The sequence below is a fragment of the Lysinibacillus sp. FW301-JW8 genome (assembly GCF_058788755.1).
Window position 1 is genome coordinate 1 of sequence record NZ_JBYTBB010000069.1, and the last position, 24,243, is coordinate 24,243.

34 protein-coding genes and 4 pseudogenes are annotated in these 24,243 nt (G+C 35.1%); 27 read left to right on the forward strand and 11 right to left on the reverse strand.

Annotation, left to right across the window (positions count from 1 at the left end; genetic code table 11):
• Positions 1 to 105: 105 nt before the first annotated feature.
• Positions 106 to 328 (reverse strand): annotated as a pseudogene (locus tag AC3WOM_RS21805) (hypothetical protein).
• Positions 329 to 394: 66 nt separating this feature from the next.
• On the opposite strand from AC3WOM_RS21805, the gene AC3WOM_RS21810 reads away from it, so the two are divergent.
• The 7 genes from AC3WOM_RS21810 to AC3WOM_RS21840 all read left to right on the forward strand — a co-directional run bounded on the left by AC3WOM_RS21810 (position 395) and on the right by AC3WOM_RS21840 (position 4,108).
• Complete coding sequence (locus tag AC3WOM_RS21810) at positions 395 to 595, forward strand: hypothetical protein (RefSeq protein ID WP_427538342.1); 201 nt, start codon at positions 395 to 397, stop codon at positions 593 to 595.
• A 174-nt stretch (positions 596 to 769) separates the two neighbouring features.
• Entirely contained in the window at positions 770 to 1,093 is a 324-nt protein-coding gene (locus AC3WOM_RS21815; protein ID WP_427538345.1) for a GPW/gp25 family protein, read from the forward strand.
• A gap of 126 nt (positions 1,094 to 1,219) precedes the next feature.
• Positions 1,220 to 1,636, forward strand: a complete 417-nt coding sequence (locus AC3WOM_RS21820; RefSeq protein WP_492448323.1) for a hypothetical protein — start codon at positions 1,220 to 1,222, stop codon at positions 1,634 to 1,636.
• A 95-nt stretch (positions 1,637 to 1,731) separates the two neighbouring features.
• A complete protein-coding gene (locus tag AC3WOM_RS21825) occupies positions 1,732 to 2,352 on the forward strand; it encodes an NAD(P)-dependent oxidoreductase (protein WP_492448324.1) in 621 nt (206 codons plus the stop codon).
• A gap of 317 nt (positions 2,353 to 2,669) precedes the next feature.
• The gene (locus AC3WOM_RS21830; RefSeq protein WP_427538354.1) at positions 2,670 to 2,825 is read left to right on the forward strand and encodes a hypothetical protein; all 156 of its coding nucleotides are present in this window, start codon (positions 2,670 to 2,672) and stop codon (positions 2,823 to 2,825) included.
• A 283-nt stretch (positions 2,826 to 3,108) separates the two neighbouring features.
• Positions 3,109 to 3,483, forward strand: a complete 375-nt coding sequence (locus AC3WOM_RS21835; protein ID WP_492448326.1) for a hypothetical protein — start codon at positions 3,109 to 3,111, stop codon at positions 3,481 to 3,483.
• Entirely contained in the window at positions 3,470 to 4,108 is a 639-nt protein-coding gene (locus tag AC3WOM_RS21840) for an O-methyltransferase (protein WP_492448327.1), read from the forward strand. The genes AC3WOM_RS21835 and AC3WOM_RS21840 overlap by 14 nt, the downstream gene beginning before the upstream one ends.
• A 291-nt stretch (positions 4,109 to 4,399) precedes the next feature.
• Here the strand turns inward: AC3WOM_RS21840 and AC3WOM_RS21845 are convergent, their stop codons facing one another.
• Together AC3WOM_RS21845 and csaA are read right to left on the reverse strand one after the other, a co-directional pair.
• The gene (locus AC3WOM_RS21845) at positions 4,400 to 4,561 is read right to left on the reverse strand and encodes a hypothetical protein (protein WP_492448328.1); all 162 of its coding nucleotides are present in this window, start codon (positions 4,559 to 4,561) and stop codon (positions 4,400 to 4,402) included.
• 96 nt (positions 4,562 to 4,657) lie between these two features.
• Positions 4,658 to 4,990 (reverse strand): chaperone CsaA, encoded by a 333-nt coding sequence (gene csaA / locus AC3WOM_RS21850; RefSeq protein WP_427538366.1) that lies wholly within the window; start codon positions 4,988 to 4,990, stop codon positions 4,658 to 4,660.
• Between the two features lie 290 nt (positions 4,991 to 5,280).
• Between csaA and AC3WOM_RS21855 the strand changes: the two are divergent.
• A pseudogene (locus AC3WOM_RS21855) lies at positions 5,281 to 5,986 on the forward strand (polysaccharide deacetylase family protein).
• A gap of 1,165 nt (positions 5,987 to 7,151) precedes the next feature.
• Complete coding sequence (locus tag AC3WOM_RS21860; protein ID WP_427538372.1) at positions 7,152 to 7,460, forward strand: hypothetical protein; 309 nt, start codon at positions 7,152 to 7,154, stop codon at positions 7,458 to 7,460.
• Between the two features lie 173 nt (positions 7,461 to 7,633).
• Here AC3WOM_RS21860 and AC3WOM_RS21865 read toward each other — a convergent pair whose 3' ends face one another.
• A complete protein-coding gene (locus AC3WOM_RS21865) occupies positions 7,634 to 8,155 on the reverse strand; it encodes a hypothetical protein (protein ID WP_492448329.1) in 522 nt (173 codons plus the stop codon).
• Positions 8,156 to 8,291: 136 nt separating this feature from the next.
• Between AC3WOM_RS21865 and AC3WOM_RS21870 the strand changes: the two genes are divergently transcribed.
• Positions 8,292 to 8,582 carry a DUF5316 domain-containing protein gene (locus AC3WOM_RS21870; RefSeq protein WP_492448330.1) on the forward strand — a complete coding sequence of 97 codons (291 nt, stop codon included), beginning with the start codon at positions 8,292 to 8,294 and terminating at the stop codon, positions 8,580 to 8,582.
• Positions 8,583 to 8,668: 86 nt separating this feature from the next.
• Here the strand turns inward: AC3WOM_RS21870 and AC3WOM_RS21875 are convergent, their stop codons facing one another.
• Entirely contained in the window at positions 8,669 to 10,027 is a 1,359-nt protein-coding gene (locus AC3WOM_RS21875; protein WP_492448331.1) for an anti-sigma factor family protein, read from the reverse strand.
• On the reverse strand, positions 9,993 to 10,544 hold the full coding sequence (locus tag AC3WOM_RS21880; RefSeq protein WP_492448332.1) for an RNA polymerase sigma factor: 552 nt from the start codon (positions 10,542 to 10,544) through the stop codon (positions 9,993 to 9,995). Before AC3WOM_RS21880 ends, AC3WOM_RS21875 begins: the two co-directional genes overlap by 35 nt.
• Positions 10,545 to 10,735: 191 nt before the next feature.
• Between AC3WOM_RS21880 and AC3WOM_RS21885 the strand changes: the two genes are divergently transcribed.
• From AC3WOM_RS21885 to AC3WOM_RS21900, 4 genes are all read left to right on the forward strand, one after another.
• Positions 10,736 to 11,155, forward strand: a complete 420-nt coding sequence (locus AC3WOM_RS21885; protein ID WP_492448333.1) for a hypothetical protein — start codon at positions 10,736 to 10,738, stop codon at positions 11,153 to 11,155.
• Positions 11,156 to 11,323: 168 nt separating this feature from the next.
• Positions 11,324 to 11,998, forward strand: a complete 675-nt coding sequence (locus tag AC3WOM_RS21890; RefSeq protein WP_427549304.1) for a response regulator transcription factor — start codon at positions 11,324 to 11,326, stop codon at positions 11,996 to 11,998.
• A complete protein-coding gene (locus AC3WOM_RS21895) occupies positions 11,995 to 13,362 on the forward strand; it encodes a sensor histidine kinase (protein WP_427549302.1) in 1,368 nt (455 codons plus the stop codon). Before AC3WOM_RS21890 ends, AC3WOM_RS21895 begins: the two co-directional genes overlap by 4 nt.
• Before the next feature lie 236 nt (positions 13,363 to 13,598).
• Complete coding sequence (locus tag AC3WOM_RS21900; protein ID WP_492448334.1) at positions 13,599 to 14,537, forward strand: alpha/beta hydrolase; 939 nt, start codon at positions 13,599 to 13,601, stop codon at positions 14,535 to 14,537.
• Positions 14,538 to 15,412: 875 nt separating this feature from the next.
• On the opposite strand, the gene AC3WOM_RS21905 is transcribed toward AC3WOM_RS21900, so the two are convergent.
• Positions 15,413 to 15,589 carry an asparagine synthase gene (locus tag AC3WOM_RS21905; RefSeq protein ID WP_427549297.1) on the reverse strand — a complete coding sequence of 59 codons (177 nt, stop codon included), beginning with the start codon at positions 15,587 to 15,589 and terminating at the stop codon, positions 15,413 to 15,415.
• A 168-nt stretch (positions 15,590 to 15,757) separates the two neighbouring features.
• On the opposite strand from AC3WOM_RS21905, the pseudogene AC3WOM_RS21910 reads away from it, so the two are divergent.
• The 3 genes and pseudogenes from AC3WOM_RS21910 to AC3WOM_RS21920 all read left to right on the forward strand — a co-directional run.
• Positions 15,758 to 16,108, forward strand: a pseudogene (locus tag AC3WOM_RS21910) (SDR family NAD(P)-dependent oxidoreductase); the annotation flags it as partial.
• 235 nt (positions 16,109 to 16,343) lie between these two features.
• Positions 16,344 to 16,661 carry a hypothetical protein gene (locus AC3WOM_RS21915; protein WP_492448335.1) on the forward strand — a complete coding sequence of 106 codons (318 nt, stop codon included), beginning with the start codon at positions 16,344 to 16,346 and terminating at the stop codon, positions 16,659 to 16,661.
• Between the two features lie 131 nt (positions 16,662 to 16,792).
• A complete protein-coding gene (locus AC3WOM_RS21920; protein WP_492448336.1) occupies positions 16,793 to 16,969 on the forward strand; it encodes a hypothetical protein in 177 nt (58 codons plus the stop codon).
• 652 nt (positions 16,970 to 17,621) lie between these two features.
• On the opposite strand, the gene AC3WOM_RS21925 is transcribed toward AC3WOM_RS21920, so the two are convergent.
• The 3 genes from AC3WOM_RS21925 to AC3WOM_RS21935 form a co-directional block, all read right to left on the reverse strand.
• Positions 17,622 to 18,086, reverse strand: a complete 465-nt coding sequence (locus tag AC3WOM_RS21925) for a DinB family protein (protein WP_492448337.1) — start codon at positions 18,084 to 18,086, stop codon at positions 17,622 to 17,624.
• A 256-nt stretch (positions 18,087 to 18,342) separates the two neighbouring features.
• Complete coding sequence (locus tag AC3WOM_RS21930; protein WP_492448338.1) at positions 18,343 to 18,654, reverse strand: hypothetical protein; 312 nt, start codon at positions 18,652 to 18,654, stop codon at positions 18,343 to 18,345.
• 419 nt (positions 18,655 to 19,073) lie between these two features.
• On the reverse strand, positions 19,074 to 19,334 hold the full coding sequence (locus tag AC3WOM_RS21935; protein WP_492448339.1) for a transposase: 261 nt from the start codon (positions 19,332 to 19,334) through the stop codon (positions 19,074 to 19,076).
• Between the two features lie 402 nt (positions 19,335 to 19,736).
• Between AC3WOM_RS21935 and AC3WOM_RS21940 the strand changes: the two are divergent.
• From AC3WOM_RS21940 to AC3WOM_RS21970, 7 genes and pseudogenes are all read left to right on the forward strand, one after another.
• A pseudogene (locus AC3WOM_RS21940) lies at positions 19,737 to 19,796 on the forward strand (hypothetical protein); the annotation flags it as partial.
• A gap of 48 nt (positions 19,797 to 19,844) precedes the next feature.
• Positions 19,845 to 20,021 carry a hypothetical protein gene (locus tag AC3WOM_RS21945; protein WP_427549287.1) on the forward strand — a complete coding sequence of 59 codons (177 nt, stop codon included), beginning with the start codon at positions 19,845 to 19,847 and terminating at the stop codon, positions 20,019 to 20,021.
• A 125-nt stretch (positions 20,022 to 20,146) separates the two neighbouring features.
• On the forward strand, positions 20,147 to 20,323 hold the full coding sequence (locus AC3WOM_RS21950) for a hypothetical protein (RefSeq protein WP_427549283.1): 177 nt from the start codon (positions 20,147 to 20,149) through the stop codon (positions 20,321 to 20,323).
• Positions 20,320 to 20,463, forward strand: coding sequence for a DUF6877 family protein (locus AC3WOM_RS21955; RefSeq protein WP_427549282.1), 144 nt, complete (start codon positions 20,320 to 20,322; stop codon positions 20,461 to 20,463). The genes AC3WOM_RS21950 and AC3WOM_RS21955 overlap by 4 nt, the downstream gene beginning before the upstream one ends.
• A 49-nt stretch (positions 20,464 to 20,512) precedes the next feature.
• A complete protein-coding gene (gene ssb / locus AC3WOM_RS21960) occupies positions 20,513 to 21,103 on the forward strand; it encodes a single-stranded DNA-binding protein (protein ID WP_427549281.1) in 591 nt (196 codons plus the stop codon).
• 195 nt (positions 21,104 to 21,298) lie between these two features.
• Positions 21,299 to 21,703, forward strand: a complete 405-nt coding sequence (locus AC3WOM_RS21965; RefSeq protein ID WP_492448340.1) for a hypothetical protein — start codon at positions 21,299 to 21,301, stop codon at positions 21,701 to 21,703.
• Positions 21,704 to 21,854: 151 nt separating this feature from the next.
• Complete coding sequence (locus tag AC3WOM_RS21970; RefSeq protein WP_492448341.1) at positions 21,855 to 22,145, forward strand: hypothetical protein; 291 nt, start codon at positions 21,855 to 21,857, stop codon at positions 22,143 to 22,145.
• Between the two features lie 345 nt (positions 22,146 to 22,490).
• Here AC3WOM_RS21970 and AC3WOM_RS21975 read toward each other — a convergent pair whose 3' ends face one another.
• On the reverse strand, positions 22,491 to 22,934 hold the full coding sequence (locus tag AC3WOM_RS21975) for a carboxymuconolactone decarboxylase family protein (protein ID WP_492448342.1): 444 nt from the start codon (positions 22,932 to 22,934) through the stop codon (positions 22,491 to 22,493).
• Positions 22,935 to 23,031: 97 nt separating this feature from the next.
• On the opposite strand from AC3WOM_RS21975, the gene AC3WOM_RS21980 reads away from it, so the two are divergent.
• The 3 genes from AC3WOM_RS21980 to AC3WOM_RS21990 all read left to right on the forward strand — a co-directional run bounded on the left by AC3WOM_RS21980 (position 23,032) and on the right by AC3WOM_RS21990 (position 24,220).
• A complete protein-coding gene (locus tag AC3WOM_RS21980; RefSeq protein ID WP_492448343.1) occupies positions 23,032 to 23,154 on the forward strand; it encodes a hypothetical protein in 123 nt (40 codons plus the stop codon).
• 237 nt (positions 23,155 to 23,391) lie between these two features.
• A complete protein-coding gene (locus AC3WOM_RS21985) occupies positions 23,392 to 23,562 on the forward strand; it encodes a hypothetical protein (protein WP_492448345.1) in 171 nt (56 codons plus the stop codon).
• Between the two features lie 223 nt (positions 23,563 to 23,785).
• Positions 23,786 to 24,220, forward strand: coding sequence for a LuxR C-terminal-related transcriptional regulator (locus AC3WOM_RS21990; RefSeq protein ID WP_492448346.1), 435 nt, complete (start codon positions 23,786 to 23,788; stop codon positions 24,218 to 24,220).
• Positions 24,221 to 24,243: the final 23 nt, after the last annotated feature.

Genomic DNA, 24,243 nt, shown 5'->3' on the forward strand with positions numbered 1-24,243 from the left:
CTGGAACGGAAATCACCTTCATTTTGACTAAATATTCACAAAGAGTCCCTTGACTATTTAATTTTTCAACACTATGAGCCTTCGCAATAGTCGAAGGTTTGTAAGTTACATTTGGCAGGGAGGGAAACCGTTAACGTCTTGAATCGTTTGAAAATCAAATTGCTTTAACGCAAATTGAGCTTGATATAAATATTCAAGTACCATTAGTTTCCCTCTGGATATGCCAAATAATAAACTTGATGTTCCTTGACCATTTTCCAAAGAAATTCCAACAGAGCTGACCAATTAAATAGTGAATTTTATATTGATCCCCATCCTTTTGCTTTATTATATGTGTGGATAAATAGCAGGTGCATATGTTTGTTATTATAAAATTACTAAAGGAGGAAAGATGATGAGGCGTCATATGTTAGAAAATAATAAAACAAGGAAGGTGCTAAAATTGGAAAATAAAACAGTTGTGAAAAACGGAATTGGATTTGGCTCTGTTCTGGCTATTACAATTTCTTGGAGTGTCAATCATTCAATACTGTGGGCTATTATACACGGCTGTTTAAGCTGGTTGTATGTTGTCTACTATGCTTTCGTAAGGTAGGAAGCTAGCAACAGTGTATTCATTAGCATGTGGTAAGAGTTTAAAGGAAAATGGTGAAGGGTACAGTTTAAAGAGAAAAGATACATCGTTCATATCTTTTGGGCAGTTAGCATACATATTTAAGTGCTCTTTTTTCAGAATAATAGTATGCATCGTAGAAGAAAGGTTGATAGAATGACACATCAAGTAACCGCTGCAAGTAATATTGACTTCAGTGCTACAGGCGTTGAAGAAATTTTACAAAATGTAGCTTTAATCTTATCTACTTTCGTAATTTCTTGCCCATTTTCAAGAGAATTTGATTTTAGATCAAGTTCTTTTACACCTTTCCAGCTTGTCAAAAGACGTAATACGGCACGTCTTATTGAGAGCATCCAACGCTTTGAGCCACGGGCTATCGTAATAGATGTGGATTATTTAGGAGATACGTCTATTGGAAAACTAGAGCCTGTTGTCAAAGTAATTGTAAAAAACCGTTCAAGAAAGCTTTTTCGATAAAGAATCTGCCAGGCAGCTTTATGTGTAGCCTGGCAATTTATAGGTGATCATGACAGTTACTCTTAAAATCCTTTTGTAGTAATTAGATTGTTTTTTCAATAAAGATTATGACTAGGGTAATAATAGATGGAATGGAGAGAATTGATGAAAGGATTAATAAAAAGTATTTCAATTTTATTTTTCATCATTTTCATTAGTTTGGTACTGCTTGCAACTAAACAACCCTTATACGTACCTACCATTCAAACTCCTCCCACTACAGATTATGCTGAAGAAATTGGTGACAAGTTACAAGCCTCCGATTTTACAAAAAAAACGATTGTCGCGCTTAGAGCAGCAGGCTATTCTCCAGATAGTACGATTGGTTATTTAATCGAATCCCCAACAAATCAAGTAATGACTATCCACCTACATAACATTGATGAAATTGATAAGAGTACAGAAAGCGAAATTCAATATATTGTAAATAGTATTGCAAAAAATAATAATCTTTATAACTTTATCGTTAATGTTCGACTGGTGGATATGAACATACAAAGATAGGGTGAAAAAGCTTTGAAAATAAGGTATATATCCTTATTGTGTTAAAAAAATAGTGAAATAATTGTATGTTATAATCGATTGAAGAGGTGAGTATTGTGAGAATTTTAGTGTTTGGGGCAACAGGTCGTGTAGGCAGTCATGTAGTTTCACTTGCGTTACGAGATAATCACCATGTGACAGTTGTAGTTCGCACGCCAAATAAGCTAAATTTATGTCATGAAAATTTACATATTATTAAAGGGGATGTCACTGACAAACACATAATCGAAGAGGCTATGATAGATATAGATATTGTCATCAGTGCCTTAAGTACAGATGGGACGACCACACTAACGAAAAGTATACCTGTAATTCTTGACGTTATGAAAAAAGAAAATGTTAAACGAATTATAACAGTTGGAACTGCTGGAATTTTACAGAGTCGTCTGCATCCAAATTTATTACGCTACCAGTCAAGTGAATCAAGACGAACAACTACGTTCTCCGCTCAGGAGCATCATCAGGTCTTTGAAATATTGAAACAATCAGAGTTGGATTGGACAATTGTTTGCCCTACCTATTTACCTGATGGAGCGTATACTGGTCACTATCGGATCGAACAAAGCTTTTTACCTGAGGGTGGGACAGAGATATCTGTAGCAGATACGGCAGAATTTACTTACCAACAAATCCAAAATACTGATTATTTTAAAGCTCGTGTTGGAATTGCGTACTAATATTTCACAAGAATGGGTGTTACTATAATGTTTTTTATTCATGGAAGGTTTTTTGCCAAGTATATTTGAAGCATAAAAGGATTTTAGCTGTGCCTTCAAACGGAGCGGTCATTTTCTAGGGTAGTATAATAAAGATTAGCTGATGCCCTATAGTTTAGAAAATTTATTCCCAATTAAACTTCCTATAATTCAATATGATACTCTTCCATAACTGTTGTTTTATGGCTATAAAAAGAGTAAAATGGAGCGTATATTTTCCTTTTTATAGAAGGTGAATTATACTTTATGTCGAATATATCTTTTAAGAGGTGATTGTTATGGAGAAAGATATTTCGATTGCAATCAAATATCCTATGCATAAAAAACTATATGAAACTGGAGAAACGACACAATTATATGTAATAAACATAACAAAGGAACATGTTGATAGGTTAATTGAGGAAATAGATAAGACATTAAAGGCGTCTAAATGACGTCTTTTTATTTTGGAATTCGAACATAAAGGGTCACCTTCAAAGATAGAAAGTGACCGTCTGAAAGGAGTGCCTTTGTAAGGTTAAAGCACTGGTATACTACTATAAATATGATGTAAAAAAACTCTTAGCTCAGCCATTTGCCTTAGATATAAAAATTATTAAAAATGTTCGATCCAAATATTGAGTAGTAAAGATAATTGACAATATGTATACATATGTATACAATTGAGTTGTGATTTAATGTATACATATGTATACAACGGAAAGGGAGATTGTTAATATGAAAAGTGAGATATATAAGGAATTTAGAAAAGAAGGGCATCATCGCGGGGAGCGTCATAGAGGTAGGGATGGTTCTTCACACCGAGGTCCTAAAACATTCCGTCGTGGAAGAGCTATTGCATTTTTAGAAATGATGAATTTAAAGCGTGCAACGATTAAGCAACAATTAGAACAACCAGAGTTTCAATCCATTGAGCCTATTTTAATAGGAGAGTTAAAGGCTATTGATATGGTTATTAATGAATTTATCCAATTATTTGATATTCATGAAAGTGAAACAGAGGAAAATTCTGATACTAATGAAGAAAAGGAAAATTCTTCGTTAAAACCAGCTGCTGATATGGAAGGGAATAGCCTGAATGAAAATAGTTAATCAATACATTGATACTGTCTTTAATAGGAAAGATCCTATTTTAGAGGAGGTCATTTCATCTATTACAGAACATGGAATGCCGGCTATTTCTGTTTCACCTTCATCTGGAAAGCTTTTAACGATACTTGTTTCCATGACTAAAGCTAAAAGTATTCTTGAAATAGGAGCGCTTGGCGGATATAGTGGGATTTGTTTAGCTAGAGGTCTTGATTGTGAGGGTACATTAATGTCTTTAGAGTTAGAGGAAAAATACGCACAGTTAGCTTATAATAATGTATCAAAAGCAGGGTTTTGTGAACAAGTGAGCTATATGACAGGACCTGCTTTACAAAGCTTAGAAAAGTTAGTTCAAGATAAACAAAGATTTGATTTTTTCTTTATTGATGCGGATAAAGAAAATTATAAGAATTACTTACATTATTGTGTGCAGCTTGCAAATGATGATGCGATTATTGTTACTGATAATGTCCTTGCTGCTGGCAGTGTGGCTGATTCGAATGTGGCACCTAAGCGCTATACAGTATTAATGCAAGAATTCAATGTCACAGTAGCAAACCATCCTCAGCTAGAGTCGGTTATTATGCCAATCGGTGATGGCATGGCAATTTCAAAAGTGAAGAAATAGGCGCTCTGTGTACATGATGCAATTCAAAAGCACTGACAAACGATTATGTATGGTTTGTTGGTGTTTTTTCTTCGAAGTCTAAAGTAATGATAATTGAGAGCCCGTCCAGCAAAGCCAGTACTGATTCTTACAATCAATAAGACAAGATCATAAGTTCCTACTTGAAAATCCTTTCTCAAAACAAAGCCCATACAAACTCCTTCTTTCTAATATCCATATTATTGTGGTAGAGGATGCATATAAAAAGACTGTTAGCAAACCCCTCCAGTTTAGCTGCAGTCTTCTATCAATTTAAATATGTTTATTTAATTTATCTGAAATACTTTTAAGGATTTCAGTCTGCTCCTGCTGTATTTTAATAAATTTTAATAAAAACCAAATGATAAAAATAGCAGGAATAAGATAAAAAATAAAAATGCCTACAAGAGGTAATAGTGCAAAAATTAGTTCCATAACGAGCTCCTTTTTACATAAATTATAGCTCATTATGGTAAAAAATGATGATAATTTTTGGTGTTTTTCACTAATTCTTGCTAAGGGAGATTGTTTTTAGCTTATTTTAGTTCCATTAGGGACAAGTTGATCGGGAACTAGGAGAATGACATCTCCTTCTGTAGGAACGCCACCGATTACTAAAACTTCAGATTTAAAGCCTGCCACCCGACGAGGAGGGAAATTGACAATAGCTACAACTTGCTTCCCTATAATCTCTTCAGGTGTATAGCGTTTAGTAATTTGTGCAGATGATTGCTTAATTCCTAAAGTCTCCCCAAAATCAATGTTCATTTTAATTGCAGGAACCCTAGCTTTTGGAAGTTCTTCTGCTTGGATAACAGTACCGATTCGAATATCAAGATTAACAAAGTCCTCTATAGTTGCCATTACAGTACTCCTTTTGTGAAATAATATGAATTGCTAAAAGTAATAAAAAGTAAATACCTAGAGATTTTTCTTTCAAGACGTTTTACCTTTATTTGCAAAAACTACTCCTAACTACCACTATACCATTTAACAGCACACTATGCAGAATTGTTTTTAATAATTGTCATTTTAGGCATTTAATAAAACAAAAATCAAAGCATTTTTTAGTTTGAATCTCAAATAATAAGGGATAGAAAGTATTTGCAGGAGGTGAAAACTTGAGGAAAAGTTATCTTTTACTATCATTATGTATTTTAGCACTATTCGTATTCGTGATAAATGATAAATCTTTTGCAGACAAAGGAAGAAGGTATTACGAAGAAGCAGGACAAATTTTGTGGGAAATAAAAACGAATGAAAAAGTAATTGCCCTAACCTTTGATGATGGTCCTCATAAAAAGTATACACCTGAAATATTAGATCTATTATCAAAATACGATGCAAAGGCCACTTTTTTTATTGTGGGAGAAAATGCAGAAAAATATCCGGAGCTTGCTTTACGTATACACGATGAAAATCATGAGCTTGCCATTCATACGTATACACATCCCTTTAAAACAAATGTTTCTAATTTAATAAAAGAAATCAAGCAAACGCATGCAACTATCTATGGGATTACAGGATACTCCCCTGTTTTATTTTAGACCAGTTGAAGGACAATACACGGATGCTATGATTGACGCAATCAACAAAGAAGGATATAAAGTGGTGATGTGGTCATGGCATTTGGATACTTTTGATTGGAAAAGTCCAGGAGAAAAAAAGATAATCAATACTGTATTAAAAGGGGCAAAGCCGGGAAGTGTTGTGTTATTTCATGATGGTGGAGGAAATCGAGATCAAACTGTAAGAGCTTTAAAAAAAGTTTTACCAGAGCTTGAACAGCAGGGATATAAATTTGTCACGATTTCAGAGCTTCTTGAGATACAAAGGTTAAATACAAAAGAAGGGAAATAATCAGCGCTCATGGTGCGTCCTCAATAAAACAGGGTCACTCATTTAAAAGTGACCCTGTTTACTGTAGTAGTTAAGGTTGACTAGTTAATGCTTGTATGGAGTATTTTTTGTGACATTGATGAAGGTACTAAAATTCTCCTATTCATATTCGTAGCTAAATATGAATGGTTAACAAATAAAAGTTGCAAATGTTAGACTGTAGCCATTGTTATTGCCTCCACAATTATATTGTTCCAGCTGCCTACATTTCCACATTGCCAGTAACCGATAATTTACCTCTCCTTTCTACAATCTATAATATGTTAAGCAATTGATAGGAGGGGAGTTATTCATCTACGTTATAAAATAAAAAAGGGGTCACTCGAACCAAAGTGACCCTAAACCACTAAACTAGGAGGTGCAAAGCTAAATTAGCTTTACACTACTATTACTATGATTTGATAACTATATTTGTATAGTGAATTGTCTATGAAATAGATTTAAAAATTAAATAAAGAATAAAGGGCTTTTAAAGTTACATACTAATAGTTACTCGGGTCAGTAGAAAACTGCTCAAGCAAAGCAAGAACTCAGTTTAGCAGAAAAAACTTGGTAAACCTGGAAATTGCTCCTCTACAGTAAAAAATGCTCGGGTTACCCTAAAAATTGCTCAGCATGGCAGGAAAACCGCTCAGGTCCCCCTAGAAATGGCTCGGCTTGGCAGAAAACCGCTCAGGTTCCCCTAGAAAATGCTCGGCTTGGCAGAAAACCGCTCGGGTCCCTCTTGAAATTGCTCGGCTCGTCAGAAAACCGCTCGGGTCCCCCTAGAAATTGCTCGGCTTGGCAGGAAAACCGCTCAGGTCCCCCCGGAAATTGCTCGGCTTGGCAGGAAAACCGCTCGGGTCCCCCTAGAAATTGCTCGACTCGACAGGAAATTTGCTCAGGTAAACCCAGAAGTTGCTCGGTTGTCAGAAAAACTGCTAGGGTCTCCCCAGAAAATGCTCCAATTCCAACCGCTCGACTCCACAGAAAAATCATTCAGGTAAGATACAATTAAAAATTAAAAAGGGGTCACATCTAACTAGGTGTGGCTTTTTATAATGCATTTAATAATTAGAAGGTTAAAAGAATGCTGAAAATCAAAAAGGGTTTTAAGGACCATGACAGTGTTAAGTGAGGTGGTAATATGCAATTTACAGATGGTACATGGACATTCGATACCGAGGTAATCGATGTAGTTGCAAAGAATCAGCAACGAGATGAGCAGGAGCGTGAAATGCTGAATGCACTTGCTCGCTACGCTTACATTCGATACAAGCAAATAAGAGATCATGTTAATCCACGGAAGTGTAAATATATGAGAATCGATCAAGTGAAGGAACAATTAAAATCAACTGCAAAACGACAAAGAATTTCTAATCTATTAAATATTACCGAAGAAGAAGTGTATTACATCGTAGATTTTGTTAAAAAGTACTTAAAATATGTTAAATAAGGATCCTACAGTCCTTTACTACAATCTTTAGAAGCTTACACAAAATCCAATCAAAACAAAACTTAAAAAGCAGGATTCCCCTTTAAAAAGAGATTCCTGCTTTTTAGTGTGATGGAAAGAGAGTTAAAGGGAAGGTAATTATGCCGTCTCTTTAACGAGAAGAAGATAACCTTTTAAATAAAAAAGCCTGATCTAATGTCGCCAATCCTTGAGGCCAACGCACCCATATTTGTACTCAAATTCATAGGAGTTTGTTGTTGATAGGATGCCATTGCTTTTGTTTTTGCCGCAGTATTGTTCCCAATTTTTGAGGTAGCACTTTCACTTGCTACAGAAGGATTACTAAGAGCAGCCAATAAAAGATTAGAAGTGGATTGGGTGTTGCTATTCGTTAGTCCTAAACTGTTAAAAATCTGTTGTTGAATGCTCGATACACTGCTGCTACCCAATGTATTAGGATTAAGACCATTAAGATAATTATTGAGACCATTTGAATTTTTTAGTTCATTGATGATGGATTGTTTTTGTATGTCAGAAATGGTATTAATGCCATTGCCTAAAAGAGCTTCCGTTAATACTTCCTTGAAGGCAATTTTTTGTTCTGCAGATAAATTTAATTTTTTGTTATCAGAAACATCTTGTAATAGTTTTTGAGTAATCAATAAATTTTCACTAGATAATGAGCTTATCGTCAAAGATATTCACCTCACTTTATGTAAATATATACTATCTTCTTCATTGTCTATTATCGTCTTTTCGATGAAATTTTCCAGTAGATCGTTGAAACAAAATATGGGAGGCAACCGTATAATAGGTAATGGGGGTGTTTAGATGAAATATTTATTCATTGGCACAATTTTATCCATCATAGGTGTTTCTATATCAATGCTTTTATGGGGTATGGAAAGAGCTTATTTCATTTCAGGAATCATTGGCTGCATCTTAATTGTAGTAGCTATGATTATGTCAGGCTCAATGGTGAGTGGAGATCGTATGCGCGCAAACTTTGCTACTGAAACAAGGGAGCATAGGGATGAGCGTAATAAATTTACGGCTAATTCGTTTCTAATGGCTGTTCCTAATATATTGATTACTATTATATTATACTATTTTGTGAAATAAATTAGTTTAACCTGATGCATGACCATCTAAAAAACCTTCTGAAATTGGTTTATCCATTTCAGAAGGTGGAATGATTTCAAATAATTTCAGTGAATATCTACAGAAATTGGTTTATCGAAATATACGTATTTTAATTCTGTTTGACCATATAGAATAAATGAATCGAATGGAATATCCTTTTCTAATGTAAATGTCGTATACAGTTTTTGATTCTCAATTCTGAATTCGGAATAATCCCAAGCGGTTTTATGATTAACTGTAAGTTGCCAACTATTAATACTTGTTGTCTTGGCATCTGAAGAAATTTCAAGACGTTGATCTGGTAGGAGCTTCACCTCATATTCTGTGCCCTTATAGGTAAATGTATAAGGCAATTGATCAATAGAAAGTGGATGTCTTATATTCGTTGGCAGCTCAAACTTGACGCCCGTTACTAATAAATACCCACCATTTTGAACGCTAGGATAGCCACTAAGTGTTAGTGTATGTGCATATCGATCGTTTTGGATACTAATGGTATCTTCTGGAATTGATCGATTTAATTTTTGCCCCTCCGCATTAAAAACATCAAAAAGAATTTGTGCATTATAACCTACAAATGCTGATTTTTCATCTTGTGGTAAATCCGCAGTGTATTTAGTCACTTGCTGCTCTACAAATGTTGCCATTTTCTCTGTAAACTTTGTTTCGAATTGGAAAAGGGAGTTCTCAGGTCCATGTTGAGCACGGATAAAGTTAACAGCAATACCGTCCTTTTCAAAAGATGTTTGAAGTGTAACATTTTCGGTTTGTGCTAACATATCCCTGCGATCAATTGGTACTTGAAGTGACCATTGTCCATCTATTCCATACAAACGATTAATGTCAAAAAGCAAATTAAATCTAGAATCAGGTACATCAAATAATGGAAATTCAAATGTGACTTCACTATTTGATTTTTCTGTAATGTAACCAGAGAGCTTGTTTTCTCCATTTGAAAATACCATTGATGTGTCATAATCATCTGGATCATTTAAAAGAAGGTGTTCGCTGTTATAGCCAGATGTAGCTAATGTCACATAAATGAAAGCATCTGATATCTTTACATCCTTGACTTTTATGGATATTGAAGAGGCAGTTTGATAATCTACCTTTTGGAGTATCGAAAATATCAGAAAAATGAATGCTGCTGTGATCATCACTGTTGCTAAGGTTGCTCGCCAATGATGTTTTTTGGTAGTCTTTTTCTTAGTTAATTTATCCATCACTTGATCTGTAAAGGTAGCCTCTACACTAACAGGTGAGAACAGAGCACTTATTGTATGCTCAGTTTCCAAAAGTTCCTCAAATCGTGCTGAGCAAGAGGGACAATCTTGTATATGTCTTTCAATTTGCGTTATTTTCTTACTATCCATTCGTCCATCGAGAAAATCATACATGTCTTCCATCGATAAGCATTTCACCATTAATGTCTCCTTTCTTCTCCGCTGTTCTTAGCCGAATTTTTGTCCGATATAGCCGATTTCGCACCTCGGCAATGGATATACTAAGCGTCTCGGCAATCTCTTCATAAGAGCAATCACTAGCATACTTCAAAGCAAATATTTGACGAGTTTTGTCGTCCAACGTTTGAAGCCATTGCTGGAGCAGCGCATTCTGCTCCTTCGCAATAACTACAGATTCAGGTGTCAGCAATGAGGGAGTTTCCTCAAGCGATGTTGCATCTTCTTTATGTTTTCTTTTAAAATCAATTAGCTGATTCATTGCTATTCGAAAAAGCCAAGCCTTAAAGTAACTGCCTTTAAAGTATTGTAGGTTTTCATAGCATTTTATAAAAGCCTCTTGTGCAATATCCTTTGCCAACTCCTCATCCTTCGTATGATAGTTTAAAAAACTGACAAGCGGCTGCATATATGTATCGACAATGATACGGAATGCCTGTTGATCACCAGCTAAGACTTTTTGGATAAGCTGCTCATTCATGAAATACACCTCCTTATCTTAAAAACGCATAGTATTAAAAAAAATCTCAAGTAATAGAAAATATTTTTTGAAGGCTATACAGATAATAGGGTTAATCTGTCACTTGTCCTTGCTATCCTTCAAAGGCTATCATTTCTCTTCACTTCATTCTATATAGTATTATTATCTTTAGGATAAGGGAGTGTGAGAATATGAGATTCATTAAATTCCTGCTAATATTTTTAATTTTCCTAGGCGTTGTTGGTTACGGAGTGTATCACTACGGTACGAAGTTTGCCTCCGATAAAATAGTGGAGACGATTTCAACAGAATTAGAGAATAGTGGTGAAATAGAAGAAATTAAGCAAACGATTGAAAGTGATCCTGAACTAAAGTCGTTTATGGAGGAGGCAAAAACGGCTGACAGCAGCAAATTGCCATTTACAACAAAAGAAGAGGCTACCAAAGTCTTAATTCAAAAAGTGGGAATCTCGGAGCTGAATACTATCCGAGAAAAAGTACAAAATGGTTCAATGACGAAGGATGAGGTTCTTCAAGAAGTTCAAGGGAAATTAACAGAGGAAGAGATAATGGCTTTAAAAGTAATCGTTTATAAGGAATTGTATAAATAGAGATTTGAAAACGAAGGATAATACTGAGATTGTAGATGAACTTATGTTTGTTTACAGTCTTTTTTTATGAAAAGATTATGCTGCTAACGGATACGAGCTCCAAAATGTAATAGAATTAAATATATTGTATAATTGTAACGTAAATCTAGAATGGAAAAGAGGAAACGAATGCCTACTATACTTGTTGCTGACGACGATGCGAACATTCGCGAACTCGTCTGCCTATTTTTGCGCAAAGATGGATTCACAACAATTGAAGCAAAGGATGGGAAGGAAGCACTGTCCATTTATCACGCAACACATGTTGATCTTGTTGTGCTTGATATTATGATGCCGACGATGGATGGGTGGACTTTATGTAAGGAGCTACGTAGAGCAAATACTGAACTCCCGTTACTTATGCTGACTGCAAGAGGTGAAACATGGGAGAAAGTGAAGGGCTTCGAACTTGGAACGGATGATTATTTGACAAAGCCATTTGATCCGCTAGAGTTAACGGTTCGTATAAAGGCATTGCTGAAGCGCTATAAAATTGGCTCCACACAGACAATTAAGCTTGGTACTATTACACTTGACCGTCAAACATATAAGGTTATGAGAGGAGTCGAATCTATTTCGCTGCCGCTCAAAGAGTTTGAATTGCTTTATAAGCTTGCTGAAACACCAGGACAGGTCTATACACGGGAGCAGCTAATTGATCAGGTTTGGGGGCTTGATTTTGCAGGAGATAACCGAACTATCGATGTACATATAAAGCGCCTAAGGGAGAGGTTCATAACTTCAACAGAATTTCAAATAGAGACGGTACGTGGGCTTGGCTATCGGCTTGAGGTTTATGAATGATTCGATCTTTATATACACGTGTCGTAGTAACATTCTTAGTTGCCGTAATTGGAGGTACAATCATTTCCTTTTTCGTGGCAACATGGGTGTTCAAAGATAAATTGAACGAAAACTTGCAAATCCCCTTACTGAACTTTGGACAGGACATCGTGCTGATTTTTGATACATTACCATATAATGAAGCGGTGACATTCGTAAGTGAAATGAATCAGCTCCAATCCTATCATATACGCATTTATGAAGAAACGGGGCAGTTTCAAAGTTACGGAGAGTTGAACGGCGATAAATTTGCAGATGTGACAAATGAACAGGTCAGAAAAGTTTTGGCTGGAGAGGTTGTTCAAGTGGAGTCAAGTGGTGTTTCATCTACTCTCTTAGGAATGCCTTTAACAACTGAAATGGGTACCAAAGCGATGTTTGTAGAACCAATCTCCTTACCTTCTACCTCGTTTGCAATAAAATTGATATTGAATTTTTCAACATATGCCCTTGTATTAGGAAGCCTAGTGTTTTTAGTAGCGGCGATGTTTTTTGTAAAGCCAATCAAAAAATTAACAAAAGCTACTAGGCATATAGCAGGAGGAGATTTCAATGTCGAGCTGAATATTAAGCAAACGGGTGAGTTAGGTACCTTGGCTCGGAGCTTTGAAGAAATGGCACACGATTTACAGCAGCTTGAGCAGATGCGAAGAGATTTCGTATCCAACGTCTCTCATGAAGTACAGTCGCCACTTACTTCAATATCCGGTTATGCTATAGCACTGAAGCAAGTCGACCTCTCTGAAGACGAGAAAAGCCGTTATCTCGATATTATCATTGCTGAAGCCAATCGAATGTCCAAGATGAGTGATAGTCTACTAAAGCTGAGTTTGCTTGAATCAAAGGCACAGCAATTACAGCTTGTTACATTTAGCCTTGATGAACAAATTAGGCGTGTTATCATCGCAATTCAGCCGCAATGGTCTGCTCGAAACATCCATTTTAATGTCAATTTACAGGCTGTTCACCTAATGGCTGATTATGATCAATTAAATCAGGTATGGACAAATATTTTTACCAATAGCATCAAATTTTCAAATGACGGTGATATGATTGATGTCAGTATCAAACAAGAGGCCAATAACGTAATAGTCCGAGTAGCTGATATGGGTATTGGAATTTCTTTAGAGGATCAAAAGCGTATATTCGAGCGTTTTTTTAAGGCTGATCGCTCCCATAGCCGTAAATATGACGGAAGTGGTATGGGACTGGCTATTGTGAAACAGATTGTATCGCTTCATCAAGGAGACATCCAAGTGCAAAGCCAGCTTGGGCAAGGCACGACTTTCATTGTCACATTACCTATCATAGCACCAACAAATTAAAACCAATTCTAAATGTTACGACTTGTGAACATAAGTTGTAACATTTTTTTATAGTTCATATTGCGTTCATATTGTTGTCATAGAGAATATATCTTCAACATATACACTTTCATTAACAGCCTATAAAGAAGCTGGAATAAGCCAACAGAAATCATCAAGGTGTTATGAAAAGGAGGGAAAGCACGAGTACAGGTGAAAAACGACCTCAACGGTGTTCTAACCTCTCGTGTCTACAGATGAATAAAGTATTAAAAATTATACTTAAATCAATTGGCATAATAGCTGTGGCAATTGTCCTTGCACTAGCGATTGTATTTATCGTAAACATTGTATGCAACAAAATAGAACAAGGAAAAATAGAATCCTATGGTCAGCTTGTATCCGTAAACGGACAAAATATGAATGTCACAATTCAAGGAGATGGCGAAGAAACAGTGGTGCTACTACCAGGTTTTGGAACAGCGGCCCCAGCACTTGATTTTAAGCCGCTTGTGAAAGAGCTAGCTCCATATTATAAGGTCGTCATAATTGAGCCTTTTGGATATGGATTAAGTGATGATACAGATACAGAAAGAAGCACAGACAATATTGTAAGTGAAATTCATGAAGTCCTACAACAATTGAATATTGACCAATATATTCTTATGGGTCATTCCATTGCAGGTATTTATGGATTAGATTATGTAAATAAATATCCAAACGAAGTCAGTGCATTTGTAGGTATTGACAGCAGTGTACCAACACAGGGGGGTATGGATACGAAGTTTCCTATAAAAACATTTCAAATTCTTAAAAAATCAGGGATAGGTAGATTGATAATGAAAATAGAAGATGCAGATCCATATGCAGGACTACCTTATGATGACGAGACAAAAGAGCAAATAAGGATGATTACTCTAAAAAACTTTTATAATACTAGCACCTCCAATGAAATGAAAAACTTTTATAGAAACTTTACAGCAGCAGAAAATCTAACATTCCCTAAAGAGCTACCGCTTATTTTATTTGTGACAGAAGATGAAACTGTTGAAAATTGGATAAATCTGCATGAAGAGCAAGTCAAACACTCAGTACATGGAAAAGTGATGACACTTGAGGGAGATCACTATTTACACCATACCAGATCTAAAGAAATAGTTGAAAATCTTAGAACGTTTATGGAAGAAGTAAAATAAGTGTACTGAAAGATCCCTTTAGACATCTAGAGTAACCTTTGAAAGCATTCAACGAAATCAATTAGTTGAATGCTTTATATTTTTAAATTGATAAATATTATAGCCAAAATCACAAATAGCAACTACATAAAGTATTACACCTAGCCAAAGTATTGATGATTCGTAATTAAACCAAATGATTTCTCTAATAGTAATTAACCAAATTGTCGTTGCGATAACAAGCGTCGTATCATAAAACATTGAAAGTGGTCGTTTATGTGTTTTGAAAGCAAAATTGAAGAAAACAATTCTCAAAATAATAAATAGTATTAAATATGAAAAAAAGACGATTGTAGAAGTAATTGGATTTATCATATATTTTTCCTCATTCATAGATTTATTAATACGATTCTAAGTCTGCTTTATTATTCATGAATAATAAGAAATTCAATAATATCAAGATTATCTGTAACTAGTCTTTTTTTCTTTGGTTAAAACGTACAAATAATTGTTTCAGAATTCGTATCTTTAATGGTGACAGTACAATCTATATACTGAATTATTTTTTTTGAATAAATTTTTTATCCTCATGAGTGGCGTTAAGACTATATTTTTCTCTCTCACTTAATTTAATGGATATCTCTTATTCGATAAGATCACAATTGGGATAATTTTTCATTTCAGCATCTCCTAATATTTTAAAGCTATTCCTTTATTTTATTGGAAAATAAAGGAGATGTATAGTTTTAAAATATAATAATCCATAATTTTTACGCAATAATAAACTTAAGGAGACGGATAGGAAAAAAATAGATGAATCCTAACCTTCCATTTTTAACAGAGACTTTTTCTACTTGTAATTATAAAGAGAGCCCGAAAAATGAGCTCTCCTCCTCTTAACGACGATGTTCAATAAGATCTATTGTACCTAATACAATATGCGCTAAACCGAAACCGAATACAGTATTGGCAATCATTTTGTTAGAACCACTTTTTTGCTTTAATGCATAGCCAGTAGCAGTAACAGCAGACCCTAAAATTGTTGGGATTAATCCTTCACGAATATTATTCATAAAATATCCCTCCATCGTAGTTTATCGGTGTGTTTTCACCACTAATACTATTTACTGCAAACCAAAAAGTTATACTAATAAATATGAAACAGTTAGACATAAGCACATATCCGACGAACGTAAGAGTATTTAGTTTAAAAATAAATAGTTTGATATTAAACTATTTGTCGTACTGCTTATGGTGCAACAAAAGCGGGCGTTGCCAATATGACAAAAAATATTGCCACTCAATATGGAAAAGATAAAATCCGCTGTAATGCCGTCGCACCAGGTCTAATTTTAACACCAGCTGCTAAAAGTAATATACCACAAGAGATGCTCGATATTTATTCAAAATTTAATGCATTACCATACCACGGTGAAGCAGATGATATCGGACATGCAGTTTTATTCCTAGCTTCTGATGAATCGAAATTTATGACTGGTCAAACCCTTCAAATAGAAGGTGGGCATTACCTTGCTAATCCAACGATTGCTGATACAAATAACTGGGTAGCATCTCTACAAAATAAAGCTTAGACAAAGTTTTAAAGGCTGTCTCTTTGGTTCGTATAAATGACCTTGGAGAACAGTCTTTTTCAATTTTTTCTATAGAAATCTTTTCATCCTTTAACAACAAACAGAAGAGAATGTTAAAATGATTACTTGTACAGAGTATAATTGAGGATTTTAGACTACTAATATGTAAATCATTTTTTGAAATGACAAAACATCCTATTTATCCTATGATATAGGTAGATTGGAGGATGTTACATTGCATGACTATATAGAGCAAGTGAATGAAATATTAAAAGAAACATTAGATTTTTTTAGGAATTTTAATAGTGATAATACTGATGAAAGTGATTCAACTACAAAGCGTTTAGAGGATGGTTTAGAAATTCTTCGAAAAGCAAAGGGGAAATTAAAAGAGCTAGATCCAGGAAGCATGATGAAAAACAATCATAATCAGCTTACAACGGCATTTGAAAATAAAATAAATGCAATGGAACAAATAATGAATTTGATTCATATTAATAAAATAGGCTCAGAAGAGTTAAAATTATTGATGAAAGACCTTCAAAAAAGTTAACATACGTTTTTACTTCTATACACATTTAGCATTGATGCTATAGTGCTTCTATCTCATTAGGATTGTTACCAGAATACTTAGCTGATGCAGACATCATCGCATATACAAATTTTGAAGAGTCTGTAGAGACATTGGAACAAAAATTAAAAGATATTCCACTTTGGAACAGTATCCCTGCGGTACAAAAAGAAAATGTTTATTATTATTCAGTCAAAGACACTATCATGAACTATGACTATGCCAGTCAAATGATTACGCTTGATAAATTTGTAGATGATTTACTACAATTACCTATTGCAAACCAATAGGCAACCGTTTATTTTTGTAGGAAGATGGGTAACGGATGAGACAAACAAATAAATCCTTAGTGTTCAGAAATTGTTCAGGCTGCTATGATATGCTAAAAATGTCTTTTCAATTCCTATTTCTACAACAAAGCAAGAAGGACCAGGTACTCGATTTTATTGAGCCTGGTCTTATTTATTTTTAAATAAATAATAATTCTCTATAGAATAGGGGTTAACAGAAGGTTTTATTCAGAATTATATTTGGAGGATTTAAAGAATAGTATAAAGACATCAGTTTGCATATGCCTCTGACGGGATTCGAACCCGCACTCCTTTCGTAAGCATAGGCTAGGGGGAACACGCTTCCCTACGGACTTTCACCGGCTAGGAATTTCACCTGCCTCAGCTCATTTGCTTTTCGGTGCTTCTGAAACCCTTGCCTTGCGACCCGGTATCTACAATGTTTTCCGGCGCTCTTCCCTTCTATAGCTACAGAGGCAACTTACTATATTTTAAGTATACATATTTTCCAATAAAAGGGTAATAGGAATAACGTACAGTGGGAAGATTGTGTATTTATACGCAATAAGGGAAGGAGCATTTTTAAAAAGAAGGACTAATTTTTGGAAATACAGTAAATAATTCCTTATATTTCCAAAGATCTAACGAATTTCTATTTCTCCATTTTACGAATATATGCTAGTTGTCCAATATGGTAAGCATTATGAGTTGCAGCATTAGATATGATTGCCCACCATTCAGCCTTCACAGGATATCCATTTACAATCGATAAAAGTTGTTCTTCCTCAATAAGCTCCTGCCATTGAAGTAGTATTTTTAACAGCTTTTCCTTTAATTCAAAGAAAGTATCCTCATCTCTAACATGAAAAGTATCAGCATTGTTATTGGTTTGTGAACTGGCATTAACATGATTTTCTTTATACCGTAATTGCCAAGTTTCATTCCAATAAATTAGATGTTGGACAATTTCAGCAATACTATGACTTGAATCATCAGGTTTCCAAAAAGCTTCTTCTTCCGTTAATCCATCAGCTACTTCATAGAATGAGATATACCAACTACGATCATTAGCATTAGCTTGAAGTTGATCTAACAATATGGTCTTAGCACCAATCATTCACTTTTCATCCCCTTAATCATATTTTTTTTAGAATAGTATAACATTCAGTTTTAGGTTTGATATAGAAGGAAAATGACAATTTGCGTTTTAGAGTTTTAACAATCTATAGAGTTTTTAGTACTATGACTTGATTCATTTACTGAACACTTTGAGGATAGAACAACAGTAGAAAGTAAAATTATATCCTTACACACAAAAAAACAGGTTCATAAATATGGTCCTGGTCTAACGTAAAAAATATTAAATGTATTTATTATTCTTTAGTGTTAATAATTTCATATTCATCTATTTCTTTACTCGCCTCTCTATGCGATGACTCTATAGTGTCTTGCAGGTGTAAGGCGATTTTTATTAATACAAATGCTATAAAAAAAGCAGCAAATAATACAAAGTATGCAGTCGCTTGAGTACCGTTAATTATGTAATTATAAGCATCTCCACCAACCCATGCATTGCGTGATTTAAGTACCCTGGATTCAGGGTTTGAATAGAAAAATAATCTATAAAATCCCATGAAGAAAAAAATAATACTAAGTATAAGTGATGTAATCGAGAGACCTTTCATGACAACATCTCCTTTCTATATATGTAATTAATATATCAACAATACCTATTGTTGTCACTAAATAATAAATTTGTATGTTATTGAGATTTAAAGTGAAATTATTGGATTTTAATAAAAATGCAAAGTGATTAATAATAAAAATTCACATTTAAAAACACTCAGCATAACAGGTGAAGAGCTGAGTAAAAAAGTCTGTCCAAAATTTAGAAACAAGGTAGATGCTACAAATGAAGGTGGGCGAAATGGTTGGAGGTCGTAAGCCGATAAGCAAGCCGAGCGATTTCACTGTACACGCTTAGTTTCTTGTGGAAAGACTGATAATACGTACTTTTGGGTACCTTTAAAATGCGACACATTAATTGAATGAATAGGATAATGTTCGCTTTCGTTTTCAATATGGTCAATGAGTTCTTGTTCTGTTACTTTTTCGCGAATATGGTCATAGCCTTTTTTAAGATTTCAATCTCCTGCTTTAACCGAAAATTTTCTTTTTGGATCGAAGAAACTTCCGCTGCAGTTAATTCTTCTGCACCTTCAATAGGAGAATGTAACTTAATCCATTTATAAATAGTTACTTCAGAAACACCATATTCGCTAGACAATTGACTGACCGTAGTACCAGAGCGATATAGCTCTACTACAGTTTGTTTAAATTCTTGATTGTATCGTTTTTGACTCATAAAAAAGACACGTCCTCTCTTGGTTATAATATTACTTACTTAACCGGGCTATGTCCATGTCTCTATTCTACATTCAACTTTAGATGCGAAAGGTAATGAAACAACCTTTGTAGTATATGGTGGAAAAAATTGGATAGATGAAATGGGACATGTTTTACACAAAATGGGGTAGCATCAGAAAAATGCAGATTTACAACGCTAAGTGAAAAGTCTTCCAAAACGACGCTTTGGGGACTATTTTAGCTACAACATAACTAGCTTCAGTTCAAAAAACATAGGCGCCGACATCTTACTTTCGTAAAATGCTAGCACCTATGTTTACTTTTCCAAACCTCTATCAAATTTCCATACCGCTAATTAAAAGCCCTTTGCAGCTTCCTTTAAAGTACGACGTCTAATACATTTTGGAAATCCAATATCCTTTCCACGAAGAAATTACGTGAAAAAGCAACAACCCTTATCCGGCAAATTAAAGGAGATTCAGAGAAAGCCAAAGCTGAACAGGCAAGATTGAGTTCAAAGGGGATTTACCGCCAAGGTCGAGAAGAGAGGGTTCCTGATTGGTTTAAAGATCGACATAAAGATAATTCTCTTACACCACCTGAAACAACCGAATCAGACTTACCTCCAATGGACTTTGAAGCAGAGCGACAGAAAATACTAGCCATGCTAGGAAAGGCGGAATGACAATGAGCAGACATCAAAAAATCCGCAATTATTTAATAAAAGCGCTACAAGCTAAAGGTCAATCGGTGGACAAGCTTACCGACATAGCTTTGCTAAAAGCGATAACTAAAAAGGGGGAATGAGTAGTGGCTCTAGTTAAATCCGTACCATTCCGTATTGTTACAAAACCTCGAACTGTTCAGGTGGGTGAAAAAATTGAGTTTGAGGAAAGCTCAGCACGTATTACAACCATCAAAAAAATTGAGTTTTTACCTGGTGATTTTATTGCAGTTATAGGTCTATGTAGGGAGGTTAGAGTGTGATTACCAATGAGCAAGTAGCAGATCGCATCAACAAACTCAAAAGTGAGTATGAGTTCCCGCTTCCAGTCCTACAAGACGTACAAAAGCGATTAAGTGACAGCGATGCCCACATTATGTTATGCAACAACTTAGATACTTAGAAAATAACGTACATGCTGGCATTGCAACAAAAAGGGAGGATTCAAACAAATGATAAATCGTACTGTTTTAGTTGGTCGGCTTACTAAAGATCCTGAACTACGTTACACACCAAACGGTATTGCATCATGCCGCTTCACAGTTGCAGTCAATCGCACATTTTCTAATGAACAGGGAGAACGTGATGCTGATTTTATTAGCTGTGTAGCATGGCGTAAACAAGCTGAAAATCTAGCAAACTATCAACGTAAAGGCGCATTAATTGGTTTAGAGGGGCGTATCCAAACAGGTAGCTACGAGGGGCAAAATGGTCAAAGGGTGTATACCACTGACGTTGTAGCGGATAGCATCCAATTTTTAGAACCACGTAGTAATACTGGTGGAGCTCAAAGCAATCAGCCGTATTATCAAAATCAACCGAATGCACATCAGCCTCAATATGGTGGACAAGCATACAGAAATAATCAACTAAATCAATCATTTGGTGGCTCTATGCCTGGGCATGGTACATTTGGCGGCAATACAGCTTATCAGCAAAATCAGCCTCCTATGAATCAGCCGAATTATACGCGTGTAGATGAAGATCCATTTGCAAACAATAGAGGACCTATTGAGGTATCTGAGGATGATTTACCATTTTAACGGATGATAAGGGGAAGTATCATGAATCGTTGTAAAAGATGTAACAGACCTTTAAAAAGCGGTGTATAGTACGACGATATGGGTTCACATGCTGGCAACGGCATTTGGATGATTTGGAAGAGGAGTTTTTGAAAAATCAGCTCACTATATATGACGTGCTAGAAGCGGAAAATCAAGAAGAGATGGGGATGCAGGATGCCAACTAAACAACGCAAAAAAGGAAAATGCGTTAATGCTGGTGTTTGTACCAATTTGAAAGTGGGGGAAGAATATTTCCTTTTCCCACATGGGGGATTAGCTTATAACGTAAGCAGATTCCATCATCCTGGTGCCCATTTCGGCACCTATCAAAAGAGCCGCTTTGAGTTAGTAGATGCTGCTATGGAAGTGCCAACGCAAATAACAAGGAAATACCTAGCTCGTGTCGTTAAGCTACCCTCGCATTTTTATAAAATTGGTGAAGAATACATTATCACAGTTCCGAAAGCAAACGGCTATTACGATGTGTTTTTGAAATCCCGCCTGATGTTGATCCTGTTGGTACTTACAAAAATACTAGTTGTTTTGAATGCATTGAACCTTTTGAAACGGTTGTGGTGAACGATATGCCAAAAACGGCGCAAAAAAAGGTGGAAATGGTGAACGATTTGCCTGAAATGATGAATGTACCTATCAAAAAACAAAAATATGAGCAGTTGAGCTTATTTTGAGATAACTTCACAAGATAAATATAAATCAAAGGAGAATGTGCATGAAGATTGTAGTATCGAAAGAGCAATTTGAACAGGTACGTCAAGTAGAAAAAATGCTTGGAGTAAAAATAGCATTAGCACCAGAAGATCACCAGTTGCGTGTAGTGGATAACGTAAATGGGCAATGGGGCATTTATCAAGTAACACGTTGCTACAGAAGTGTAACGAAATATTTTGCTGAATTGAAATTAATTGAGCCTGCTACAACAGAACAAGAAGCGGTAATGAAATTTATGGCGATTCAACAAAAAAAGGCGAGAGAAGGAAAATTAAAAGTAGTGATTTATTGAACAATTTTGTTCAGTAAAAAAGATGGGATTTCCCATCTATGTATACTACTTATCTAGCTTGTTGGATATATTCCTTAGAATTTCGTTTTGTTCCTCCTGCAAGCTGTTTTGTTTCTCCCATAAGTTGTTTTGTTCTTCTTGCAAGTTAATGAGTTTAAACAAATACCAAATTACAAATATAAAAAATAATATTACAAGCATTATTCTAATAAAACCCCTTTTTGTGTGATTATACCATAAATGTAATGTGATTAAGAAAGAAGGGAAATGACAATCGTGTCAGAAAGAAAATGTTCAGCAAAGGAGGGAAAAAACGAACACTGTGAGATGTTCGTTTAGGAGTTATTATTTTTCAGTTACTGTATTCCCCATTGCAATAGAAATTCTATTCCAATTGTTGATCTGATTGATAATTAGAACAAGGTCAACATACTGTTTCTCGTCATAGTATTCACATACACGCTTATATAGTTCATCTGGAACTCTTTTAGTAGGAATTAAAGTTATATGCTCAGATAATTCTAGAGCAACTTTCTCCTCTGGTGTATAAAAAGTACATTCATTCCAAGCATTTAAACAATAAATACGCTGTTCGGTTTCACCCATCTTACGAGCATCGGATGTATGCAAGTCTAAGCAGAACGCGCATCCATTAATTTGGGAGACTCTTATTTTGATAAGTTCACGAGTTACTCGATTAATTGTAGACTTCTTTGTGTATTTTTCCATATCCATCATAATTTTCAGACCATCAGGTGCAACATCATAGTAGGCAACTCTTTGGCTCATAAGGCAAGACTCCTTTTGTTTTTAAGATAAGACAATTATAACTATATGCGAACGTTTGTGCCAGTTTTTAGCTGTATAAAGGAAGGGAGAAAGTGAAATGAATAAAAAATTCAATGTGTGGTACCCACAAGGCAAACAAATGATTGAATCATGGGCGCCAGGCGTTTTAATACATTTAGACGGTGAAATTAATTCGCTTGATGAAAATGGCATGTTGTAGATGGAGAAACGCGATATTTCAAAGTAGCGATTAAAACAGTTGTACGTGAATTGGTTTCACATCCAAGTTTTAATGACAATTCCGCAAAGGTAGCTATCACAGCTGTTGTATTTGAATGGAATGGATTTGAGTTATTCCCTTGTGTAGACAAAAATGGTGTGCCGGATAATAAGCTCATGAAAAAGGTCGGAAATATCTATGAAAATCCAGAGCTGCTATACGAAGGGAGCAAGTGAAATGAAAAGACACTATGCATTAATCAGCGTTACAGGCATTTCGGAAGATAAATACCAAGAGTACTTAGCTGAGTTTATCAATAAAATGAGCCAAGAAAATAAACCTAATTTTGGTGCAACTGTTTCTGGCTTGGACGAAGAGTATGGAAGAAAAATCGAAGAAGATAACTAAAACCATATGAACAATAGAAAGAAGATATTCAGTAATTGAAAGGAGAAAAAATGGGATGAAAAAAATATTAAGATTCAAAAAAGCACCTACTCTTAAAGATTTAGAGGGATTAATAGAAATAAAAAAGCCGCAGCGTCATCACACGCTGCAGCTCGAATTGATTTATGCCCTTCTATGTAGGCTAGTCAGATAACTGCATTATATCACATAGGAGGGCAAAACTATGTTAAAAGGGCAAAATAAGATAACAAAAGAAAATTTACTTCAATGGATTGAGAATTATAGCTGGATGATTGAGTCAATTGAAGAAGCTAGACAACCAGTAGTAAAGGTTGACACTAAAAGTTACATTGGAGCTAAAACTGCTATTTACGGGATTGAGGCAACACTACCAAAGGCAAGTGGATGGACAAGTGATCCAGTTTTTGTTGAGGTACAGCGAAGAGTTTATTCAAGTAATAAACGTATTAGTGAATACGAATATATGGTCAGTGAGGTGCAGAAGCGTATTTCTTTAGTAAATGGGGCTAGAGAAGTTGAGGTATTACACAGGCTCCTTAATGGAAATAGCATGAGAGCAATTGGAAAGCACATGAATTTATCTAGTACAACAATTTTTAGGGTAAGAAACAATATTTTGAGACAGATGATAGTATAATAGAGAAAAATAATTATATAATG

What these genes read in the sequence shown, in the direction of transcription:
- AC3WOM_RS21810 (WP_427538342.1), top strand. Translation starts at nt 395, where the DNA reads ATGAGGCGTCATATGTTAGAAAATAATAAAACAAGGAAGGTGCTAAAA.
- AC3WOM_RS21815 (WP_427538345.1), top strand. Translation starts at nt 770, where the DNA reads ATGACACATCAAGTAACCGCTGCAAGTAATATTGACTTCAGTGCTACA.
- AC3WOM_RS21820 (WP_492448323.1), top strand. Translation starts at nt 1,220, where the DNA reads ATGGAATGGAGAGAATTGATGAAAGGATTAATAAAAAGTATTTCAATT.
- AC3WOM_RS21830 (WP_427538354.1), top strand. Translation starts at nt 2,670, where the DNA reads ATGGAGAAAGATATTTCGATTGCAATCAAATATCCTATGCATAAAAAA.
- AC3WOM_RS21835 (WP_492448326.1), top strand. Translation starts at nt 3,109, where the DNA reads ATGAAAAGTGAGATATATAAGGAATTTAGAAAAGAAGGGCATCATCGC.
- AC3WOM_RS21840 (WP_492448327.1), top strand. Translation starts at nt 3,470, where the DNA reads ATGAAAATAGTTAATCAATACATTGATACTGTCTTTAATAGGAAAGAT.
- AC3WOM_RS21845 (WP_492448328.1), bottom strand. Translation starts at nt 4,561, where the DNA reads ATGGAACTAATTTTTGCACTATTACCTCTTGTAGGCATTTTTATTTTT.
- csaA (WP_427538366.1), bottom strand. Translation starts at nt 4,990, where the DNA reads ATGGCAACTATAGAGGACTTTGTTAATCTTGATATTCGAATCGGTACT.
- AC3WOM_RS21860 (WP_427538372.1), top strand. Translation starts at nt 7,152, where the DNA reads ATGCAATTTACAGATGGTACATGGACATTCGATACCGAGGTAATCGAT.
- AC3WOM_RS21870 (WP_492448330.1), top strand. Translation starts at nt 8,292, where the DNA reads ATGAAATATTTATTCATTGGCACAATTTTATCCATCATAGGTGTTTCT.
- AC3WOM_RS21875 (WP_492448331.1), bottom strand. Translation starts at nt 10,027, where the DNA reads ATGGTGAAATGCTTATCGATGGAAGACATGTATGATTTTCTCGATGGA.
- AC3WOM_RS21880 (WP_492448332.1), bottom strand. Translation starts at nt 10,544, where the DNA reads ATGAATGAGCAGCTTATCCAAAAAGTCTTAGCTGGTGATCAACAGGCA.
- AC3WOM_RS21885 (WP_492448333.1), top strand. Translation starts at nt 10,736, where the DNA reads ATGAGATTCATTAAATTCCTGCTAATATTTTTAATTTTCCTAGGCGTT.
- AC3WOM_RS21890 (WP_427549304.1), top strand. Translation starts at nt 11,324, where the DNA reads ATGCCTACTATACTTGTTGCTGACGACGATGCGAACATTCGCGAACTC.
- AC3WOM_RS21895 (WP_427549302.1), top strand. Translation starts at nt 11,995, where the DNA reads ATGATTCGATCTTTATATACACGTGTCGTAGTAACATTCTTAGTTGCC.
- AC3WOM_RS21900 (WP_492448334.1), top strand. Translation starts at nt 13,599, where the DNA reads ATGAATAAAGTATTAAAAATTATACTTAAATCAATTGGCATAATAGCT.
- AC3WOM_RS21905 (WP_427549297.1), bottom strand. Translation starts at nt 15,589, where the DNA reads ATGAATAATATTCGTGAAGGATTAATCCCAACAATTTTAGGGTCTGCT.
- AC3WOM_RS21925 (WP_492448337.1), bottom strand. Translation starts at nt 18,086, where the DNA reads ATGATTGGTGCTAAGACCATATTGTTAGATCAACTTCAAGCTAATGCT.
- AC3WOM_RS21930 (WP_492448338.1), bottom strand. Translation starts at nt 18,654, where the DNA reads ATGAAAGGTCTCTCGATTACATCACTTATACTTAGTATTATTTTTTTC.
- AC3WOM_RS21935 (WP_492448339.1), bottom strand. Translation starts at nt 19,334, where the DNA reads ATGAGTCAAAAACGATACAATCAAGAATTTAAACAAACTGTAGTAGAG.
- ssb (WP_427549281.1), top strand. Translation starts at nt 20,513, where the DNA reads ATGATAAATCGTACTGTTTTAGTTGGTCGGCTTACTAAAGATCCTGAA.
- AC3WOM_RS21965 (WP_492448340.1), top strand. Translation starts at nt 21,299, where the DNA reads ATGCCAACTAAACAACGCAAAAAAGGAAAATGCGTTAATGCTGGTGTT.
- AC3WOM_RS21970 (WP_492448341.1), top strand. Translation starts at nt 21,855, where the DNA reads ATGAAGATTGTAGTATCGAAAGAGCAATTTGAACAGGTACGTCAAGTA.
- AC3WOM_RS21975 (WP_492448342.1), bottom strand. Translation starts at nt 22,934, where the DNA reads ATGAGCCAAAGAGTTGCCTACTATGATGTTGCACCTGATGGTCTGAAA.
- AC3WOM_RS21980 (WP_492448343.1), top strand. Translation starts at nt 23,032, where the DNA reads ATGAATAAAAAATTCAATGTGTGGTACCCACAAGGCAAACAAATGATT.
- AC3WOM_RS21985 (WP_492448345.1), top strand. Translation starts at nt 23,392, where the DNA reads ATGAAAAGACACTATGCATTAATCAGCGTTACAGGCATTTCGGAAGAT.
- AC3WOM_RS21990 (WP_492448346.1), top strand. Translation starts at nt 23,786, where the DNA reads ATGTTAAAAGGGCAAAATAAGATAACAAAAGAAAATTTACTTCAATGG.